15 protein-coding genes are annotated in these 18,126 nt (G+C 65.4%); 7 read left to right on the top strand and 8 right to left on the bottom strand.

Translation table 11 applies throughout. The annotated features are described in order from the left end of the window. Nucleotides 1-75: 75 nt before the first annotated feature. From THIMADRAFT_RS18280 to THIMADRAFT_RS18295, 4 genes are all read right to left on the bottom strand, one after another. Nucleotides 76-1,023: a sulfurtransferase gene (locus THIMADRAFT_RS18280; protein ID WP_007194573.1), complete on the bottom strand. Its 948-nt coding sequence runs from the start codon at nt 1,021-1,023 to the stop codon at nt 76-78. 214 nt (nt 1,024-1,237) lie between these two features. Further along, the gene (locus tag THIMADRAFT_RS18285; RefSeq protein WP_007194574.1) at nt 1,238-2,539 is read right to left on the bottom strand and encodes a sigma-54-dependent transcriptional regulator; all 1,302 of its coding nucleotides are present in this window, start codon (nt 2,537-2,539) and stop codon (nt 1,238-1,240) included. Beyond that, the gene (locus tag THIMADRAFT_RS24945) at nt 2,532-4,025 is read right to left on the bottom strand and encodes a sensor histidine kinase (RefSeq protein ID WP_158308396.1); all 1,494 of its coding nucleotides are present in this window, start codon (nt 4,023-4,025) and stop codon (nt 2,532-2,534) included. Before THIMADRAFT_RS24945 ends, THIMADRAFT_RS18285 begins: the two co-directional genes overlap by 8 nt. 59 nt (nt 4,026-4,084) lie before the next feature. Next, nucleotides 4,085-4,972: a substrate-binding domain-containing protein gene (locus THIMADRAFT_RS18295; RefSeq protein ID WP_007194576.1), complete on the bottom strand. Its 888-nt coding sequence runs from the start codon at nt 4,970-4,972 to the stop codon at nt 4,085-4,087. A 118-nt stretch (nt 4,973-5,090) separates the two neighbouring features. On the opposite strand from THIMADRAFT_RS18295, the gene THIMADRAFT_RS18300 reads away from it, so the two are divergent. The 5 genes from THIMADRAFT_RS18300 (at nt 5,091) to THIMADRAFT_RS18320 (ending at nt 11,007) form a co-directional block, all read left to right on the top strand. Continuing rightward, complete coding sequence (locus THIMADRAFT_RS18300; protein ID WP_007194577.1) at nt 5,091-5,711, top strand: arsenate reductase (azurin) small subunit; 621 nt, start codon at nt 5,091-5,093, stop codon at nt 5,709-5,711. Nucleotides 5,712-5,754: 43 nt separating this feature from the next. Beyond that, a complete protein-coding gene (locus THIMADRAFT_RS18305; protein WP_007194578.1) occupies nt 5,755-8,229 on the top strand; it encodes an arsenate reductase (azurin) large subunit in 2,475 nt (824 codons plus the stop codon). 251 nt (nt 8,230-8,480) lie between these two features. Then, nucleotides 8,481-9,254: a GTP 3',8-cyclase MoaA gene (locus THIMADRAFT_RS18310; RefSeq protein WP_007194579.1), complete on the top strand. Its 774-nt coding sequence runs from the start codon at nt 8,481-8,483 to the stop codon at nt 9,252-9,254. A 140-nt stretch (nt 9,255-9,394) separates the two neighbouring features. Continuing rightward, nucleotides 9,395-10,327 carry an aldo/keto reductase gene (locus THIMADRAFT_RS18315; RefSeq protein WP_007194581.1) on the top strand — a complete coding sequence of 311 codons (933 nt, stop codon included), beginning with the start codon at nt 9,395-9,397 and terminating at the stop codon, nt 10,325-10,327. Beyond that, a complete protein-coding gene (locus tag THIMADRAFT_RS18320) occupies nt 10,327-11,007 on the top strand; it encodes a DUF6064 family protein (RefSeq protein ID WP_007194582.1) in 681 nt (226 codons plus the stop codon). Before THIMADRAFT_RS18315 ends, THIMADRAFT_RS18320 begins: the two co-directional genes overlap by 1 nt. A 202-nt stretch (nt 11,008-11,209) precedes the next feature. Here THIMADRAFT_RS18320 and THIMADRAFT_RS18325 read toward each other — a convergent pair whose 3' ends face one another. The 4 genes from THIMADRAFT_RS18325 to THIMADRAFT_RS18340 all read right to left on the bottom strand — a co-directional run bounded on the left by THIMADRAFT_RS18325 (nt 11,210) and on the right by THIMADRAFT_RS18340 (nt 14,938). After that, nucleotides 11,210-11,644 carry a YybH family protein gene (locus THIMADRAFT_RS18325; RefSeq protein ID WP_007194583.1) on the bottom strand — a complete coding sequence of 145 codons (435 nt, stop codon included), beginning with the start codon at nt 11,642-11,644 and terminating at the stop codon, nt 11,210-11,212. Continuing rightward, a complete protein-coding gene (locus THIMADRAFT_RS18330) occupies nt 11,641-12,279 on the bottom strand; it encodes a Uma2 family endonuclease (RefSeq protein ID WP_007194584.1) in 639 nt (212 codons plus the stop codon). The genes THIMADRAFT_RS18325 and THIMADRAFT_RS18330 overlap by 4 nt, the downstream gene beginning before the upstream one ends. A 290-nt stretch (nt 12,280-12,569) precedes the next feature. Further along, nucleotides 12,570-14,168 (bottom strand): ABC transporter permease/substrate-binding protein, encoded by a 1,599-nt coding sequence (locus THIMADRAFT_RS18335; protein ID WP_050799620.1) that lies wholly within the window; start codon nt 14,166-14,168, stop codon nt 12,570-12,572. Between the two features lie 14 nt (nt 14,169-14,182). Next, nucleotides 14,183-14,938, bottom strand: a complete 756-nt coding sequence (locus THIMADRAFT_RS18340; protein ID WP_233490296.1) for an ATP-binding cassette domain-containing protein — start codon at nt 14,936-14,938, stop codon at nt 14,183-14,185. Nucleotides 14,939-15,032: 94 nt separating this feature from the next. Here THIMADRAFT_RS18340 and THIMADRAFT_RS18345 point away from each other — a divergent pair, with 94 nt between their 5' ends. Together THIMADRAFT_RS18345 and THIMADRAFT_RS18350 are read left to right on the top strand one after the other, a co-directional pair. Beyond that, complete coding sequence (locus THIMADRAFT_RS18345) at nt 15,033-17,111, top strand: molybdopterin-containing oxidoreductase family protein (RefSeq protein WP_007194587.1); 2,079 nt, start codon at nt 15,033-15,035, stop codon at nt 17,109-17,111. A 154-nt stretch (nt 17,112-17,265) separates the two neighbouring features. Further along, on the top strand, nt 17,266-18,117 hold the full coding sequence (locus THIMADRAFT_RS18350; RefSeq protein WP_007194588.1) for a hypothetical protein: 852 nt from the start codon (nt 17,266-17,268) through the stop codon (nt 18,115-18,117). The last annotated feature ends 9 nt before the right edge of the window (nt 18,118-18,126 follow it).

The raw sequence follows: 18,126 nt of genomic DNA on the forward strand, positions 1-18,126 counted from the left end.
TCAAGACCATCAAGCGCGTGACCCGCTACTCGGTCCCCAGCCGGAGATCGGCCTGGTTGACGTCGCGCTGATTATTCAGAGCGCGAAGTCCCCGCCGTAAGGCTCGGATCCTTCAACGACCGGCAGAGTCAGCTCGTTGCCCCAGTGCGACCAGCCGCCGTTGTAGAGCCGGACGTCCTCGTAGCCCAGATGTTTGAGCTGCAGATAGGCCAGCCCCATGCGGAAGCCGTCGTGGCAGTAGACGTAGATCCGTTTGTCCTTGGGGATCGCCGCATAGAGCGCGGCGAGGCTCTCGTCGCTCCGCCACTTGCCCGTCTGACCGTCCACCCCGTCGAGACTGACGATATTGATCGCCCCCGGGATGTGACCGCCCATGATGGAGTGCCGGATCACCTCGCCGGTGTACATGTCGCTCGGGCGCGCATCGAGCAGGACCACATTCGGATCGCGACGCGAGACGACATCGTCGTAAACCGCCGGCCATTCGATGTAGAGCGCCGGATCTGCGTCCATCAGGGTCACCGTGCCGGGTGCTTTCGGCGGAGTCGGTTCCGTCGCCAGCTCGTTGAAGCCCGTCCATTCGAGGGTTCCGCCGTCGAGAATCTTCACCCGGTCCATGTCGAAGCCATAGAGGTCGAGCAGGAAATAGAGTCGCGCCGCCAGCGCCGTGCTGGAATCGTCATAGATCACGAGTGTCGAGTCGTCGTTCACGCCCCAGCCGCGCAGGGTCTCCTGGAAGGTCTCGCGGGAGGGGAAGCGCATGATCGGGCTGGCCTCGTTGTCGCCGAGATCCTTGAAGCGTTGAACCTGGACCGCGCCCGGAATATGTCCGACCGTGAAGAAACGATGTGGGTGATAACGAACCTCGAGAACGATCAGGTTCTCCTCGTCCAACCCGTCCGCGAGCCAATCGGCATCGACCAGAAAGTCCGGATCGGCGAACGTTTGGACGGGTGCAAGCGCCAGCGCAAACAGCGCCGCGAACCCGATGGGCAGAACGGCCCGATACAATCTGTGCGACATGATGGTCTCCTCTGATGGCGTGTTGAGCGTTGAGTGGTGCGGCGGTTCGGCCAGGGTGTGCGAACAGACGAGGGTAGGGGATGGGTCGATCACCGAGCCTTGCCTTCGCACCGGCGGTGAAGATGTAGACGTCTCGGTTGTCGGTCCTGTCGACCCGTTGGCTCCAGTCGGCTAACAGCTCGGATCGATCGGCTAAAACACACCTTTCGATGCATCAGCGAGAGATGCCGTACCGCTTCATCTTCTGCCAGAGTGTCTTGCGGCTGACGCCGAGCGCAGCCGCTGCCTCGGAAAGGTTGCGATCCTGATCGGCGAGCGCGGCCAAGATCGCCGCGCGCTCGCCGGCTCGGGCCTGGGCCTTGAGCGCGGTCACCTCCGCGGAACCTCCTGGCTCGGCCTCGCCCGGCAGCCTGAGCGCGAGCCGTGTGCCGTCGCCCATGATACAGGCTCGCTCCAGCAGGTGCCGGAGCTCGCGCACGTTCCCGGGCCAGTGATAACGCAGCAGCCGGCTGATGTCATCGTCTGTCGGACGGCGTTGCTCGTCCGGAAAACGACGTCCGAAGTCGTCGATGAAGCGCTCGGTGAGCCAGAGGATATCCTCCGGACGTTCGCGCAGCGGCGGGATCACGATCTCCAAGACGTTGATTCGATAGTAGATGTCTTCGCGAAAACGCCCGCTACGGACCAGGCCCTCGAGGTCTTGGTGGGTCGCGAAAACCAGCCGAGCAGCGATCTCGATCTCGCGGTCTCCGCCGAGACGGATCAGCCGCCGCTGTTGGATGACGCGCAGCAGCCGCGGCTGCAGCGGCATCGGCATATCTCCGATCTCATCGAGAAAGAGCAACCCATCGCCGGCGCGCTCGAACACACCCTGTCGCAGGGTGGCGGCGCCCGTAAACGCCCCCTTCTCGTGACCGAAAAGCTCCGATTCGATGATGCCCTCGGGCAGGGCCGCGCAGTTGATCGCGACGAAGTGTGCTCGCGGACACTGCAGCTGGTGCAGGCGCTGCGCGACGACCTCCTTGCCCACGCCGGACTCTCCGCGGATCAGTACCGGCGATTCCGGATGCCGCGCCGCGCGCTCCAGCTCGACCTCGATACGCTGCATGGCCGGGGACAGGCCGAGGCATGGGTCGTCGACGCATGTCCTGTGCCGAGCAGGGGTCAGTGCGCGCAGGCGAGCGATCAGCTGTGCCGGATTCAACGGCTTGGTCAGATAGTCGGCCGCTCCCAGCTTGAGCAACCGGACGGCATCGTCGATGGTGCCATAGCCGGTGATGAACAGGCACCGAGGCGGGTCCGCACTCTCCGCCAGGAGCCGCTCGAACAGATCGATACCCGACATGTCCGGTAGATTGATATCGATGACGGCAAGCGCAGGTCCGGTCTTGAGCAGGACCGCGAGACCGGCGGCGCCGTTGCGCTGCCAGTCGACCTCGAAGCCCTCGAGCTCGAGACGCTGGGTGAGCGCCTCGCCCATGATGGCATCGTCTTCGATGAGGCAGAGTTTAGTCATCGGTCGTGTCCGGATGCAGCGGGAGTTGGACATCCACCCGGGTGCGGTCGTCTTGTGCTGCGACCTCGATACGCCCGTGCAGCTGGGAGACGATCTGATAACAGACCCAGAGCCCGAGTCCCGGTGTTTGTCCGCGCGGCGCCGCGAACGGCTCGAACAGATGCTCGAGTCGCTCCGGCGGCAGCGGCCGCCCTCGATTCTCGACCCTGATCAGCAGTTGATCCACGGTGGTGTCGATCCGAACCGCGGCCGAGCCGGTCTCGCCGGCGGCATTGATCGCGTTCAAGACCAAGTTCAGGAGCAGCTGGCGCACCGGCGTGGCCGGCAGCGAGCTGGCGGTCTGCAACCTGATGGACCAAGTCAGTGTTGTCCCGCGGCGCGTCAGCTGCGGCTCGACCAGGGTTCGAACATCCTCGAAATCGCTTGTTTTCAGGGTGCGGTGGTCGGCTCGGGCCTCGACCAGCAGAGCCGAGATCGTCTCTTGGATCTGCTGGAGGCCGCGATCGAGCAGGTCGAGCAGTCGATCGGTGCCCGCGTCGCCCGCACGGCGGCCCCGATAGGTGTCGATGGCCATGAGCATGCCGCCCAAGGGATTGTTGATCTCATGGGCAACGCCCGCAGCGACCCGGCCAACCGCGGCCAAGCGCTCGGACTGCAGCACCCGGCGCTCGAGTGCCGCCTGCTCGGACAGTGCGCCGAGCATCGCGGCAAACCGCTGTCCGAGTTGGCCGATCTCGTCGTCGCCGGTCGGGACCGGGCACTCGAGGCTGCGCAGATCCTCGCGTTCGACCCGCCGCATGCACTCCGCGAGCCGCACCAGCGGCGTCACCATGCGTCGCCCCCAGAGCCAGCCGAATGGCAAGAGCAGTGCAAGCACGGCGCTCGTGACCAAGACGCCGCCGAGCAGGATCTCGTAGAAACGGGCCAGGAAGGGCCGGTCGGAGAGCACCGCGAAGAGATCACCGACCCGCGTCCCCTCGCTGTCGAGCGGGAGATGGACGAGACGCCGGATCGCGGCATCGTCCTGCAGGGCGAGCACCTGTGCACCGAGATCGGCGGTCGCCGATACGCTGCTGCCCGGGCCAGAGGCCGAGTTGACTGCGGAGCCGGTGTCTGGTCGGTTCGCCGGCCGAGCCGCTGCTCCGGTCTCCGGCCCGCCGTCAGGTGCGCTCTCGGAGGCGGTAGCGGAGGTCGCATCGGCGGCCGGCAGTGTATGTGCCAGGGGTTGGTCAAGCCGATAGCGGAGCGGTCGGTTGCTCGCGAAGACGCGACCTCGTGCGTCCGCCAAGACCCAGGTGATTTGGCTATCGGCGCCGTCGGGCCCGCGCAGCAGGGAGTAGGCGAGCCAGACGTCATCCTGACGCAGCGCGCTCACCAGCAGGCCGGCCATGGCATGGCCCAACTGAAGGGCGTCGCGGCCCTGATCCTCGCGCAGGTTGTGCAGGGTCTGCAAACCCAGCGCCAACGCCATCGAGGTTGCCGTCATGACGGCTGTCATGCTCAACGCAAGCGGTACCCGGACACGATAACTGGCAACGAGCGGGGTCATGGCTGCGGGCGGAGCTGGAGCCGCTCGGCCATGGCCGCGATCTCGACGTAGAGCTGCGGGTGTTCGATCGAGAACCCGTCAAGGTTCAGGTCGGCCAAGAGGGCTTGGCCTGCCGCGTCGCTGGATTGTCCGAGCAGCGTGGAGCGGATCGCGCTGCGGTGTGCGGCCGCCAGTGCTGGGCCGGCGACGATAGGCGGGAAGCCGAACCAAGGGGAGCGCTCGATGACCCGGGTGGTTTGCGCCAGTGCGGGTTTGTAAAGCAGCAAGGTCTCGCGCACGTAGCTGTCCACCGCCGCTCCGTCGACCAAGCCGTCTGCAACGGCCTGTACGCTGCGCGCATGACCCCAAGTAAAGATGCTCCGGCGGAAGAAACGGTCCGGGTCGACGCCGCGGTCATGCAGCAGGAAATGCGGGTAGAGCCAGCCCGAATTCGACAGCGGATCGGTCCACGCAAACAGACCGCCGCGGAGGTCCTCGAGCCGCTGCACAGGTGATGCGCCTGCGACAATGATCTCGGAGCGGTATAGCGGCTGACCATGCCAGCGGGGCACTGCAAGGATCTCAAGCTGTTCCTGCTGTTGCACATATGGATAGCCGCAGATCCAAGCCAGATGGAGCTGCTCGCGGAGCAGGAGGTCGAGGATGTCTTGGTAGCGGGTGCGTTGGACCAACTCCACCGGGCAACCGAGCCGAGCGGAGAGCCAACTGCTCCATCGATTCAGGAACCCGACCTGATTGTCCAGGATCACCGGCGTGACGCCGAAACGCAACGCCTCTCCACAGTCGGCTCGGTCGGGCGCCGAGCGAGCCGTTGCGGGTGCGATGAGCGATGGGCCGAGGGCAAGAAGGCCCGTGATGAAGGTGCGGCGTGACCATGATGTCATCGGATCAAGTCTCCGGCCCGAGTGTTACCTTTTGGTAACAACGTCTTGCGGATGCTGTTACCAAGGCGTGACGTCTTTGGCGCCAAACAGTTGATTCTATTCTCCTGGATGTCCGGGTATGGACCTTGCTAACGCGATGTCGAGCCCGGGCCTGACGGTCTGCGCAGAACATTACGGCCGGCACGGCGTCCTCATCAAACCACAGGAGGCATTCGACGCGATGACAGGCATCAGCAGACGACGATTTCTCAAGGCCGGTGGCACGGCAGCGGCGGCGGGTGCAACGCTCCTCGGCACCGGTTTGGCGGGGGCCGAGACCACAGCCGCGAATCCAGGCGCGACCACGCTGCCCTATCCGCGCGCCGGAATCGCCAAGGCCGCCGCACTCAAGGTGAACGAGCCGAAGGCGTTCAATTATCCGGATGATGACTCCTTCTGCCAGATGTTGAGGCTCGGCGCTCCGGTGCCGGGCGGCGTTGGTCCCGACGGCGACATCGTCGCCTTCAGCACCCAGTGCACGCACATGGGCTGCCCGCTCAGTTACGACAAGCAAGCACGCACCTTCAAGTGCGGCTGCCACTTCAGCATCTTCGACCCCGAGATGCACGGCCAGATGGTGGACGGTCAGGCCACCGAGAATCTCCCGCGGATTCTGCTCGAACACGACCCGTCCGACGACACCCTCTATGCCGTCGCGGTCGAGGGACTGATCTACGGTCGCCAGTGCAACGTTCTGTGAGCTCGCGCCGAGCTGCATCCACCCATCGACGGAGTCATCACCCATGAGCCAATTCAAGGACCGCGTCCCGCTGCCGCCGACCGACGCGGATCGCACCAACATGACCTGCCACTTCTGCATCGTCGGCTGCGGCTACCACGTCTACAAGTGGCCGGAGAATCGCGAGGGCGGTCGCGCCCCGAGCGAGAATGCACTCGGGATGGATTTCCGCAGGCAGATCGGTCCCCAGCAGATCATCATGACGCCGCCGATGCACAACGTCATCGCCGATCGTGACGGCCGGCGCTGGAACATCATGATCCTGCCGGACAAAGAGTGTAGCGTGAACCAAGGCCTGTCCTCGACCCGCGGCGGCCAGATGGCGAGTGTCATGTATAACGGGCAGGGCGCCTCGCGTCAGCGTCTGTCCTATCCGATGCTGTTCACCGGCGACGACTGGGTCGAGACCGACTGGGCCACCGCGCTGGCCGTCTACGCCGGTGTCACCAAGCGCATCCTCGACGAGCACGGTCCGGAGTCGCTTGCCTTCAACGCCTTCGATCACGGCGGGGCCGGCGGCGGCTTCGAGAATACCTGGGGCAGCGGCAAGCTGATGTTCAGCGCGCTGCGCACGCCGCTGACACGCATCCACAACCGCCCGGCCTACAACTCCGAGTGCCATGCCACCCGCGACATGGGCATCGGCGAGCTGAACAACAGCTACGAGGACAGCGAGCTGGCCGACACGCTGCTCTTCATCGGCGCGAACGGTTACGAGACGCAGACCAACTATTTCCTCGCCCACGCGATGCCGAACATGCGCGGCGAGACGATCGCGAAGAAAAAGAAATGGTTCCCCGACGAGACCGCAGAGAAGGCCCGGGTCATCTTCGTCGATCCGCGCCGTTCACTGACCGTCTCGGTGGCCGAGCACATCGCCGGCAAGGAGAACGTCCTGCATCTGGCCATCGCACCCGGCACCGACACCGCCCTGTTCAACGGCCTCATGACCTATGTCGTGGATCAGGACTGGCACCACGAGAAGTTCATCAACGAGCACACCAGCGGCTTCGAGGAGGCGCTCGCGGCCAACCGGATGAGCCTGGCCGAATGCAGCCGCATTACGGGTGTGCCCGAGGCACACATCGTCAAGGCGGCCGAGTGGGCCTACAAACCCAAGGCGTCCGGTCATTATCCGCGCACCATGCACGGCTACGAGAAGGGCATCATCTGGGGCAACGACAACTACCGCATCCAGGCGGCGCTGGTCGATCTGGTCCTGACCACCGAGAACGTCGGGCGACGCGGCACCGGCGTCGTGCGCATGGGCGGACACCAGGAAGGCTATGCGCGTCCACCCTATCCGGGCGCTCGCCCGGCGATCTATGTCGACGACGAGATCATCAAGGGCAACGGCCGCATGCTCACGGTCTGGGCCTGCAACGCCTTTCAGAGCACGCTCAACGCCGAGCAGTACCGCGAAGCGGTCTATCGCCGATCCAACATCGTCCGCGAGACCGTTGCACGCGCGCGCGGGGCGACCGCCGAGGATCTCGTCGACCTGATCTACGACGCGGTCGAGAACCGCGGGGGGCTGTTCGTCACCAATATCGACCTGTATCGCACCAAGTTCTCCGATGCCGCGCACCTGTTGCTGCCGGCCGCGCATCCGGGCGAGATGAACCTGACGTCGATGAACGGCGAGCGGCGCATGCGTCTCACCGAGCGTTTCATGGACCCGCCCGGCGCGGCCAAGCCCGACTGCCTGATTGCCGCGGACATCGCCAACACGCTGAAAGCCTTGTACGAGGCCGAGGGCAATGCCGAGATGGCGGCACGCTTCGACGGCTTCGACTGGAAGACCGAGGAGGACGCCTTCAACGACGGCTTTCGTCGGCCGCAAGGCATCGACAGTCAAGGCGGCGCGACTGGCGATTTGGTCACTTACGAGCGGCTCCGGGCCATGGGCAACAACGGCGTGCAACTTCCGGTCAAGGAATACAAGGACGGCCGCTTGATCGGCACCGAGATGATTTATGCCGATTACCGGTTCGACACCGACGACGGCAAGGCCCGCTTCATGCCGGCCCCATGGAACGGAATGCCGCAAACCGTCGAATCCCAGCGTGAGAAATACCGCTTCTGGGTCAACAACGGCCGCACCAACCACATCTGGCAGAGCGCCTATCATGACCGCCTGCTGGCGTTCCGGCGCGACCGTTTCCCGATGTCTCCGCTGGAGATGAACCCCGAGGATGCGAAAGAGCTCGGCATCGAGGCCGGCGACATCGTCGAGCTTCACAATGACTACGGCTCGGCATTCGCGATGGCGTATCCGGAGCCGGATATCGGGCGCGGGCAGTTGTTCATGATGTTCGGCTACGACAACGGCGTGGTCGGCGATGTCGTCACACCCTGGACCGACCGCAACCTGATCCCCTACTACAAGGGCACCTGGGCGGACATGCGCAAGGTCGGCACCATGCGCGACTACCAGCGCACGGTTTCCTTCAAGCGACGTCGCTTCGACCTCGCCTGAACAGGGCGTTGCGGCTCTCCGGCGCGCGGCTTCCCCGAATGCGGGGAGCGAGCCCCCACGGTGGCTGCGGGGCAGCGCGCAAGAAGCCGCACCGCCGACGCCCTGCCTTCACAACGACCTGTTGCCGATGCCGCACCTGCCCATGACCGAGACCTCCAGTCATCCGACCCTGATCGACCGCTTCGGCCGCCGTATCACCTATGTCCGGCTCTCGGTCACCGATCGCTGCGATCTGCGCCGCATCTATATGCATGGTCGAGGATATGCGCTTTCTGCCGCGGGCACAGGTGCTGACGCTCGAGGAGATTGCCCGACTCGGGCGCTGTTTCACCGAGCTCGGGGTGACCAAGCTGCGTATCACCGGCGGGGAGCCGCTGGTGCGTCGCGACGTTTTGAGCCTGTTCCGGAGTCTCGGTCGGCTGCCCGGTCTGAGCGATCTGACGCTGACGACCAACGGTACCCAGCTGCCGCACTTCGCAACGGCGCTGCGCGATGCCGGCGTGACCCAAATCAATATCAGTCTTGATTCATTGAGACCCGAACGCTTTCGCGCCATCACGCGACTCGGCGCGCTCGATAAGACCCTGGCGGGCACCGATGCTGCGATGGCCGCGGGTTTCGCCCGGATCAAGCTCAACAGCGTGATCTTGAAGAACCGCAACCATGACGAGACACGCGTCGGCTTCATTTCGCCGCACACCCATAACTTCTGTGGCGACTGCAACCGTGTGCGGGTGACCGCGGAAGGTCGGCTGTTGTTGTGCCTGGGGCAGGAATTCTCGGCGGATCTACGGCGGGCCCTGCGCGCGAACCCGCTCGACGACGAGGCGGTTAAGAAGGCCATCGTCAAGGCGATCGGATTCAAGCCTCAGGGACATGACTTCGACCTGGCGGCGAAGCCGATCATCTTTAGGCACATGAATGAGACAGGGGGTGAGCCGATGACTGAGCCTCATGATTCATGCTCGCCAGCTGAGCCTGCCGGAGCCGATCGCACGCGACGATCTCAGAGCCGTTCGACATAGGCCACGGCCTTCACAGCCTCGATGCGCGTCCAGGCCCGATGGGCCAGCGCGTTCACGAGTGCAACCATCCTCGCGATCATGGTCAAACTCCGGGATGCTGGAGTCCGCTCGGCGGACGGTACGGTACCCGGAGGATGTCCATGAATCGATCTTGCGTATCGAGTCGGCGTGCGTTCCTTGCGGCCCTCGCGGTTGCGCCTCTGTCCTTTGTGACGCTGCCGGGCAACGGCCGGGCGGTGGATGGTCGACCCCTTGCAAAACCGATACCCTCGACCGGCGAACTGTTGCCGGTGGTCGGCATGGGAACCTGGATCACCTTCAACGTCGGGGACGATCCGACGGCGCGGGATGCACGCACCGATGTCCTGCGTGCCTTCTTTGCCGCGGGCGGCGGCATGATCGACTCCTCGCCCATGTACGGCACGGCCGAGGCGGTCGTCGGCAGTTGCCTCGCGCGGCTCGATCACCCCAAGGGTTTGTTTTCGGCGACCAAGGTTTGGACATCCTCGACCGCGGAGGGGCTCGAGCAGATCGCGGCATCGGAGCGCCTCTGGGGCCTACAGCGACTCGACCTGTTCCAGGTCCACAACCTGCTGAACTGGCGGAGCCATCTGGAGACCCTGTCGGCGATGAAGGCCGACGGGAAGCTGCGCTACATCGGTATCACCACCTCGCACGGGCGTCGCCATGCGGAGCTTGCGCAGATCATGGAGACGCAGCCGATCGATTTCGTGCAGTTGACCTACAACATCGCCGATCGCGAGGCCGAGGCCCGTCTGCTTCCGCTGGCGGCGGAGCGGGGGATTGCGGTGATCGCCAATCGGCCCTTTCAGGGCGGTTCACTGATCGATCGCCTCCAGCGCTACCCCTTGCCGGGTTGGGCGCGCGAGATCGATTGCACCGACTGGTCGCAGGTTCTGCTCAAATTCATCGTCTCGCACCCGGCCGTGACCTGTGCGATCCCGGCGACCAGCCGGGTGGATCATATGGAGGAGAATATGGCGGCCGCGCGCGGCGGCGTGCCGGATGCCGCGCTGCGTCGGCGCATGGCCGCCGACGTCGCCGCGCTCTGATGGACCTCTTGAGCTACTCGCTCGTCGACCTGATCCCGTTTTCGCGCGAGACCTATTTCAGACTGTTCGAGCGCTACAACGTCGGGGTCTGGCCGGCGCCCATCATCGGACTGGCGATTGGACTGACGGCCCTGTTCACGGCGCGTCGGGTAGAGGGCAAGGTGCTTCGCGCGCCCTTTCTTCTGACCGCGGCCTGCTGGGTTTGGATCGGTTGGGTCTTTCAGATCCACTGGCACGCACCCTTGAGCTGGCCGGGGACGTACTTCGGGATCGGCTTCGTGCTGCAGGGCGCTCTCATGGGCGTGGTGCTCGGCTGGCGACCGCTCGCGGGCGCGCCGGAAGGCACGCATCGCGATCCCGGCCCGGCGCTCTGGATCCTCGTCTTTGCACTGGCGCTGCAACCCCTGCTCGGACTCGTGTCCGGTCGACCCTGGTACGGTCTCGAGGTCTTCGGCAGCGCACCGGATCCGACGGCGCTCGCGACGCTCGGTTTGCTGCTGATGATCCGTCACCCGTTGCGCTGGCTGCTGTCGATCATCCCGCTCGCCTGGTGCCTGATCAGCGGAGCGACACTTTGGGTGCTGAGCGTTCCGACCTGGCCGATCATGCCGCTTGCCGCTGCGCTTTACTTGGGTGTCGCGGTTTGGCCGCGGGTCCTCGGCCGAGGTGAGCTTGAGTAACCTGTCGGAGAGAGGCTCAGCGCCGAATCCGACCGTTGTCGTTGTCGCAATCGTCATCTCTACAACGACAACGACTGGGACGACGCGGTTTAAAATTCTGTATTTTTTAACCCCTAAACCGCGCCAGCTCCAACAATCGTCGCGTCTGCCGCGCCCGATCCCATCCAGAAACACCGCATACCGCGCCGGGCGCGGTTTAGGCTCAATGCATACGCGGCTTCGGAGGCTCGGAGGGCGCCGTCTCGGGTTGTCTTCGCATCAGCGGTAAGGAGGCGTGATGGGCCGTCATCCGCCAGCCCTCTGCCGTCTGCCGATAGACGTTCGTCGCCAGGATCCGATTGGGCTCCTCGCGCGAGCGGCTCGGGCGGATCAACTCCTCGACCAGATGCACGGCAAGTCCATCGGTCGCCGTGCGTTGGATGACGCGAAAATGCAGCTCGGGGCGCTCGGCGCCGGTCAGGACCTCGCGCCAACTCTGCAGGACCGCGCCGCGACCCTGTAGGAGATCGCCGCCGGGGTGGACGCAAACCGGGCTCGGTTCCTCCGCCCAGACCGCTCCCATCAAGGCGATGTCGAGCGTCTGGAAGGCGGCATAGAAGGACGCTTCGACCGCATCCGGGGTCTGGAAGCGGCTCACCGGCCGGAATCCGGCGCCGCGGGGGTGCCGCCGAGCAGTGCAGTGCGCAACGCCCGGATCGCGCGTGTCTGGGTCGGCTCGCCCATGCACCGGACGATGAGTGCAGGATCCAGCTCGGGCAGCGCGCGGCTGCGCGTCGCGGCGAGATAGGTCTCGTTTTGCAGGACGAAGACGCGCAGGGTGCCGTCCTCCCAGAACCAGACCTCGGGTACGCCGAGTCCGCGATAGACCGCGAGCTTGTCCACACCGCCGCTCGTCCAGATCACCTCGATCGCGATATCCGGGACCTTCGGTGCCGGGCGGACCGGGCCGACCAGGTAACACTCGTCGGCCTCGGCACCGAGCTGTTTCGCCTTCTCTTTCAGGGTCCAGGAGCCGTAGCCTTCCAGCTCGATGTTCCTGATCTCGGCATAGGTCTCAAGTAGACGGGCGAGCCGCTTCTTGAGTGATTCGTGATCGACGGAAGGTGTCATCAGCTCCAGCTCGCCGTTGAAATAGGTGATGCGGACCCCGCCGTCGTCGCCGCGGGCGGACAGCAGGGCCTCGTAGTCGTCCCAGCCAACGTCGCGCAGAAATACACGCTGGTCGACATGATCGACGTCGCAGACGGACGAAGGCTGGTTGGCGGGCATCATGGCTGTGGTCGCTCTCGGTGAGATCGCATGCAGTGCTCTAGCCGCTGTCGAGTCGACGACTAAACCGCGCCCGACGCGGCATGTGATGGTCTTAAATGGAATCGGCTGCGGCAGAGTCTACAATTACTGGTGCAGGCGCGGTTTAGGATATTCAATAATTTATCATTCTAAACCGCGTCCCCGCTAGGGGCTGTGGATGGGCTAGACGTCGAGCTCTCTCGACGATACGCATCGTGCTCCGGACGCGGTTTAGTCGCCTGCCCGAGCCGGGGCAAGGACGCCCGGAACGCTCATGGCCGGGGTCTTTCGAGATCGGGATCCGCGTCTGCCCTGACCCCGTCCGTCGGTTTCAAGCGCAGCCCGCGCGGCACCACCCAACGCTCGGCGAACTCGAAAAGGCCTTGGAGTCCGAGTGCGAGCAGGGCGGCCGGGACGGCGCCCTGCATGATGAGTGCGGTGTCGTCCAGGCGGATCCCGGTGAGGATCGGCTGTCCATAGCCGCCGGCACCGATGAGTGCCGCAACGGTGGCGGTGCCGACATTGAGCACGGCCGAGGTTTTGATCCCGGCCAGGATGGTGTTGGCGGCCAGCGGCAGCTCGATCAGGAGCAGGCGAGCACCGCGGGTCAGTCCGAGGACGTCGGCCGATTCGCGGATCGGTACCGGGATGTCCATCAGCCCGGCGTGGGTGTTGCGCACGATGGGGAGCAGGCTGTACAGAAAGAGCGCGACCACCGTCGGCAGCCAGCCGATCCCGAGCCAGGGGATGAGAAAGACGAACAGCGCGAGCGAGGGGATCGTCTGGATCATCCCGGTGATGCCGAGGATCAGATGACCTAGGCGCGCCTGCTGCGCCGCCAGCACCCCGAGCGGCACGGCGAAGAGGATCGCGGCGCCGAGCGAGACCCCGACCAGTCCCAGATGCTCGAGCGTGCGTTGGCCGAGCTGGCTCCAGAAGCCTTGACCCGAGACCGTGACCTCGAGCCCGAGGCCCTCCGACAAGAGCCGTGCGGCGACCGCCTGCTCGGAGTCGCCCTCGAGCTTGACCGCCCCGTTCATGCCCGCCATGGCGGGCGCGTCGATTGCGCCTTCCAGACGGCGAAAGGCGGCGACGGCGTCCGGCGCCGCCTCGGCCAGCTCCGCGCGGTAAAGCAGGATCGCTTGGTAGTCCTCGAAATAGCCCAGATCGTCGTCGAGCATGCGCAACCCGTAGCGGGCGATCTCGGCATCCGTGGTGTAGATCACCGTGACGTCCAGATGCCCCGCGGCGATGCCACGATAGACCAGGTCGTGATCCAGACCCTGCACGCGGGTCTGAGGGAGTCGATAGCGCTGTTGCAAGCCCGGCCAGCCGTCGGCGCGCTCCAGAAACTCGCTGCTGAAGCCGAGTCGCAGATCCGGATGCTCGCGCAAATCGGAGATGCGTTCCAGGCCGAGCTGCTCCGCCAAAGCCTCGGGGACCGCGATCGCGTAGGTGTTCTCGAAGCCCAGCGACGCCGAGGACCGCACCCCGCGCGCCGCGAGCGCCGCCTCCAGCCGCTCGGGCGAGGACACGTCCTCGCCGGCCAGGATCTCGCGGGCCAGCGTGCCGCTGTATTCCGGATAGATGTCGATTTCGCCGCTCAACAGCGCGCCCCAGAGGATGCGCGTCCCGCCCAGCTCGGCACGATGACGCGCCGGGTGGCCGGCGTCGAGTGCCAGCAGACGCAACGTCTCGCCCAGGATGACCGACTCGGTGAATTTCTTCGAGCCGATGGTGACGGGGCGGGGTGTCGATTCCTCGGCAGACGGCTCGGGGGACCACGCGGCGAATCCGACCGCGAGCAGCAGCGCGACGACCGTCGCAAGCGCAAGGCCGGTGGCGGGAAGCCGGCGGCTGGAGGCTCTCATCGATGCGCCGCGCCTCATCCTCCCGCTCCCAGCAAAACCCGCTGCGGCTCGCGCTGTGCCGCGACGAACTGCGCAACGAAGGGTTCGGCGGGACTGTCGAGGAGCACCCGCGGCTCGGCCTGTTGGACGATGTGACCGGCCCGCAGCAGCACGATCCGATGCCCGAAGAAGACGGCCTCGGCCAAGTCATGTGTCACCATCAGCACCGTCTTGCCGAGTCGTGCAAAGATGCCCTTGAGCTCGCGTTGCAGCTCGAAACGGATCATGGGGTCGAGCGCCCCGAGCGGCTCGTCGAGCAGCAACAGATCGGGGTCGAGCATCAGCGCGCGCATCAGGGCGACGCGCTGACGCTGGCCACCGGAAAGCTCGATCGGATAGCGTGCCAGCATCGCGGGCGGGAGTTGCACCAGGTCCGCAAGCTCGGCGAGACGCTGCTCGCGACGCTGGCGCGGCCAGTCCAGTCGGCGCGCCATCAGGGTGACGTTGTCGCGTACGCTCAGATGGGGGAAGAGCCCCCCGTCCTGGATCATGTAGCCCATGCGCAGTCGGGCAGGGCGCAGGCTGGCCGTTTCCAGTCGGGCGCCCTCGAACCACACCTGGCCGCGGTCGGGCCGGATCAGGCCGGCAGCGAGCCGCAGCAGCGTGGATTTACCGCAACCGCTCGGGCCGATCAGAACGGTGGTCTGCGCCTCCGGCACATCCAGGTCGACGCCTACCAACGCCGGTGTCCCGCCGTAGTCTTTGAAGATCCCTTCGAATCGCAGCATCATTTGATCCCGGTCGGCTGTGCATGAGCGCTTGAATTCGTGCCTCTCGGCTCGAATTCCAGTGCATCGTCAAAAGGAGCTTCAGGATTCTCGCCGTATGTCGTGGAAAACCAGTACCTGTTACGAGTGTGATGCCAACTGCGGGATTCAGGTCGAGCTCGACGACGACGGCGAGCCGATCCGCGTCCAAGGCCCCGATTGTCCGCGCTGCTACGTGCAGCTGGACCGGCGCAATCATCCCGACCGCATCCTCTATCCGCTCAAACGCGTCGGGCCGCGCGGGAGCGGCGAGTTCGAGCGTGTCTCTTGGGACGAGGCGCTCGACACGATCGCCGCGCGCCTGAGCGCCGCAAGGACCGAGCACGGTGCGCCCGCCGTGGGCTTTTTCGCCGGTTACACCAAGGAGGCGCGTCCCCAGCTGCAACGTCTGGCGCACGCGTTCGGCTCTCCCAACTACCTGACCGAGAGCGGTTGCTGCTTCTCCGCGACCATGGTGGCCGAGAAGGTGACCTTCGGCTACAAGATCAAGACGACATCCACGGTCGTCTCGCCGAAGACGCGCTGTCATCTGATCTGGTCGACCAACCCGCGCGGCTCGATTCCGCCCTTCGACACGCACCCGCTGGTGCTGCGCCGGCCGGGCAAGACCCTCATCGTGGTCGACCCGCGACGCACGCCGCTCGCCGAGGAGGCCGATATCCATCTGGCGATCCGCCCCGGCACCGACGGCGCACTCGCCTTGGGCTTCCATCACCTTATCTTCGAGAACGGCTGGCAGGATCAGGCCTTCCTGGACGAATGGGCCAACGGTGTCGAGGGCTTCCGAGACTATGTCCGCGACTTCACGCCGGCGCGTGTCGCCGAGATCTGCGGCATTTCGGAGCAAGATCTGCGGACCGCCGCCGCGCTGTTCGCGACCACGCCGCCGGCCCAGATCACGCTCTCGCCCACCGCGACGGTGCAGCACAGCAACGGCTTTCAGAACCACCGTGCGGTCATCCTGCTCTCGGCGGTGACCGGCAACCTGGACCGCGAGGGCGGCAACCGTTTCTTCAACGACAAGGCCGCGCCCAAGCCGATCGAGCTGTTCGACTACTGCCGCGAACATCTCCCGCCGCGCGTCGGCGACGAGGTCTATCCGGTCTGGACACGCTATTGGCCGGCGGCCCAGAGCATGCTGCTGCCGGATTGCATTCTTGACGGGCGTCCGCAACGCATTCGGGCCCTGCTGGCGATGGGCATCAACACCGCCATGTGGCCCAACTCCAAGCGGATGGAGCAGGCGCTCGGCGCGCTCGATTTCTTCGTCGCGACCGACTTCTTTCACAATCCGGCCACCCGTATGGCCGACTTCGTGCTGCCGGCGGCCACCAGTCTGGAGCGCCCTGCGCTGATCGCTTACCCCGGCTGCGCCTATCAAGGCGAGCTGCGCTATCGCCGGCCGGTCGTCGCGCCCAAGGGCGAGGCACGTCCGGACGGCGAGATCTTCCTGGAGCTCGGCGTGCGGCTCGGCATGGCCGAACAGTTCTGGAACGGCGACCTGGCGGCCTCTTGGGCCGAGGCGGCCGAAGGCATCCCCGAAGAGATCCGGCGCGAGGTCTACGACAACCCGGACGGCGTGGTCGTCTACGCCGATGCGATCGAGGATCTGGTCGAGAGCGGGTACATGGACGCCGATCGACTCTACCGGCTACGCGGTTTCCGCACGCGGACCGGAAAGGTCGAGTTCGATTCGGTCGAGCTGCGCGAGGCCGGTCACGACGGACTCCCGATCTATCGGGAGCCGGCCGAGAGCCCGATCTCCACCCCCGCACTGGCCGTCGATTACCCGCTGGTCCTGACCAGCGGGGCACGCACCAAGTTCGACACCCATTCGCAACACAACTACATCGAACGGATGCGGCGAGCGGTCCCGCACCCGTTGGCCGAGATCCATCCGGACGACGCCGCGCCGCGCGGCATCGAGAACGGCGATCAGGTCATGGTCAGCTCCCCGCGCGGGGCGGTGCGATTCCTCGCCAAGGTGACCGACCGGATCAAGCCGGGCGTGGTGCATTGCACCCATGGTCGGAACGACGCCAACATCAACGAGCTGACCGACGACCGGCACCTGGATCCGATCAGCGGGTTTCCGCCGTTCAAGTCGCTGTTGTGTCAGGTGGAGCTGGTGGTTTAGAGCTTCCAGCCGCCAGCCGCCTGCCGCGAAGATGATGGGCTGGGGGCCTCAGGATGTGAGCCTTGGAGGTCATTTGACATCGAATGGCTGATCGCCGGAGGCAGAAGGCCCAAGGCAGAAGGCCGTAAGCTAATCCCAACCGAGATCCCGAACCGTGCCCTTCATCGGCGTATTACCCGAACGTGAACCCCTGTTTCAACCCTCGCCGCGGCGCGATGTCGGCGTGAACGATGCTGCCGCTTGGCGCCTCAACCCGACGCATCGGCATGTCTACGACAAGCTGCGGCTCGCGCTCGACGCGGGGTTGCGCGCGGCACCGTGCGGGGTCGACCCGCGCGACTGCGGGATCGCCCCCAATGCGCGGGTGTTCGTCAAACCGATCGTCAACCTTGCCGGTATGGCCGTGCGGGCGCGGGCGGTTCCGGCCGACGCCGTGCCGATCGAGCCGGGTAGTTTTTGGTGCGAGCGGCTCGAGGGTCCGCATACCAGCAGCGATTGCCTGGTGCAGGACGGACGGGCGGTGTGGTTTGCGCATACCCGCGGCTCGGATCAAAAGGATCGGGAGCGTCCGATCTACTGGGAGATCGGAGCCGATCTCGCCGAGCTCGAGCCTTCGCTTGCGCAGTGGGTCCACCGCCATCTCGAGGGCTACAGCGGTCTGTGTAATCTGGAGATGATCGGCGGGCAACCGATCGAAGTGCACCTGCGCGGCTCGAACGGATTTTTCGACTTCTACGGTCCCGGGTTCATCCCTACCTGGGTTGCGCTGGTCGACGGGGGCGATTTCAGGCCGCCGCCGCCGATTCCGGGCGGTTTCGTCATCTCGGTCTTCGGCGAGGTCGTGATCGACGAGGCACAGCGCGAGGCTGCGGCACAGCAGGGCGTTCGGATCGATCTCGACACCCGCACGGCCGATCGGTCGGCCATTTTGCGTTGCTCGGATCGGGCTGCCGGGCTGGATGTCCTGCGCAGACTGACCGGACACGACTTGGACAGGACGGGATAAGCCGAGCGA

It is taken from the genome of Thiocapsa marina 5811 (genome assembly GCF_000223985.1).
In the GTDB taxonomy this organism is placed as follows: domain Bacteria; phylum Pseudomonadota; class Gammaproteobacteria; order Chromatiales; family Chromatiaceae; genus Thiocapsa; species Thiocapsa marina.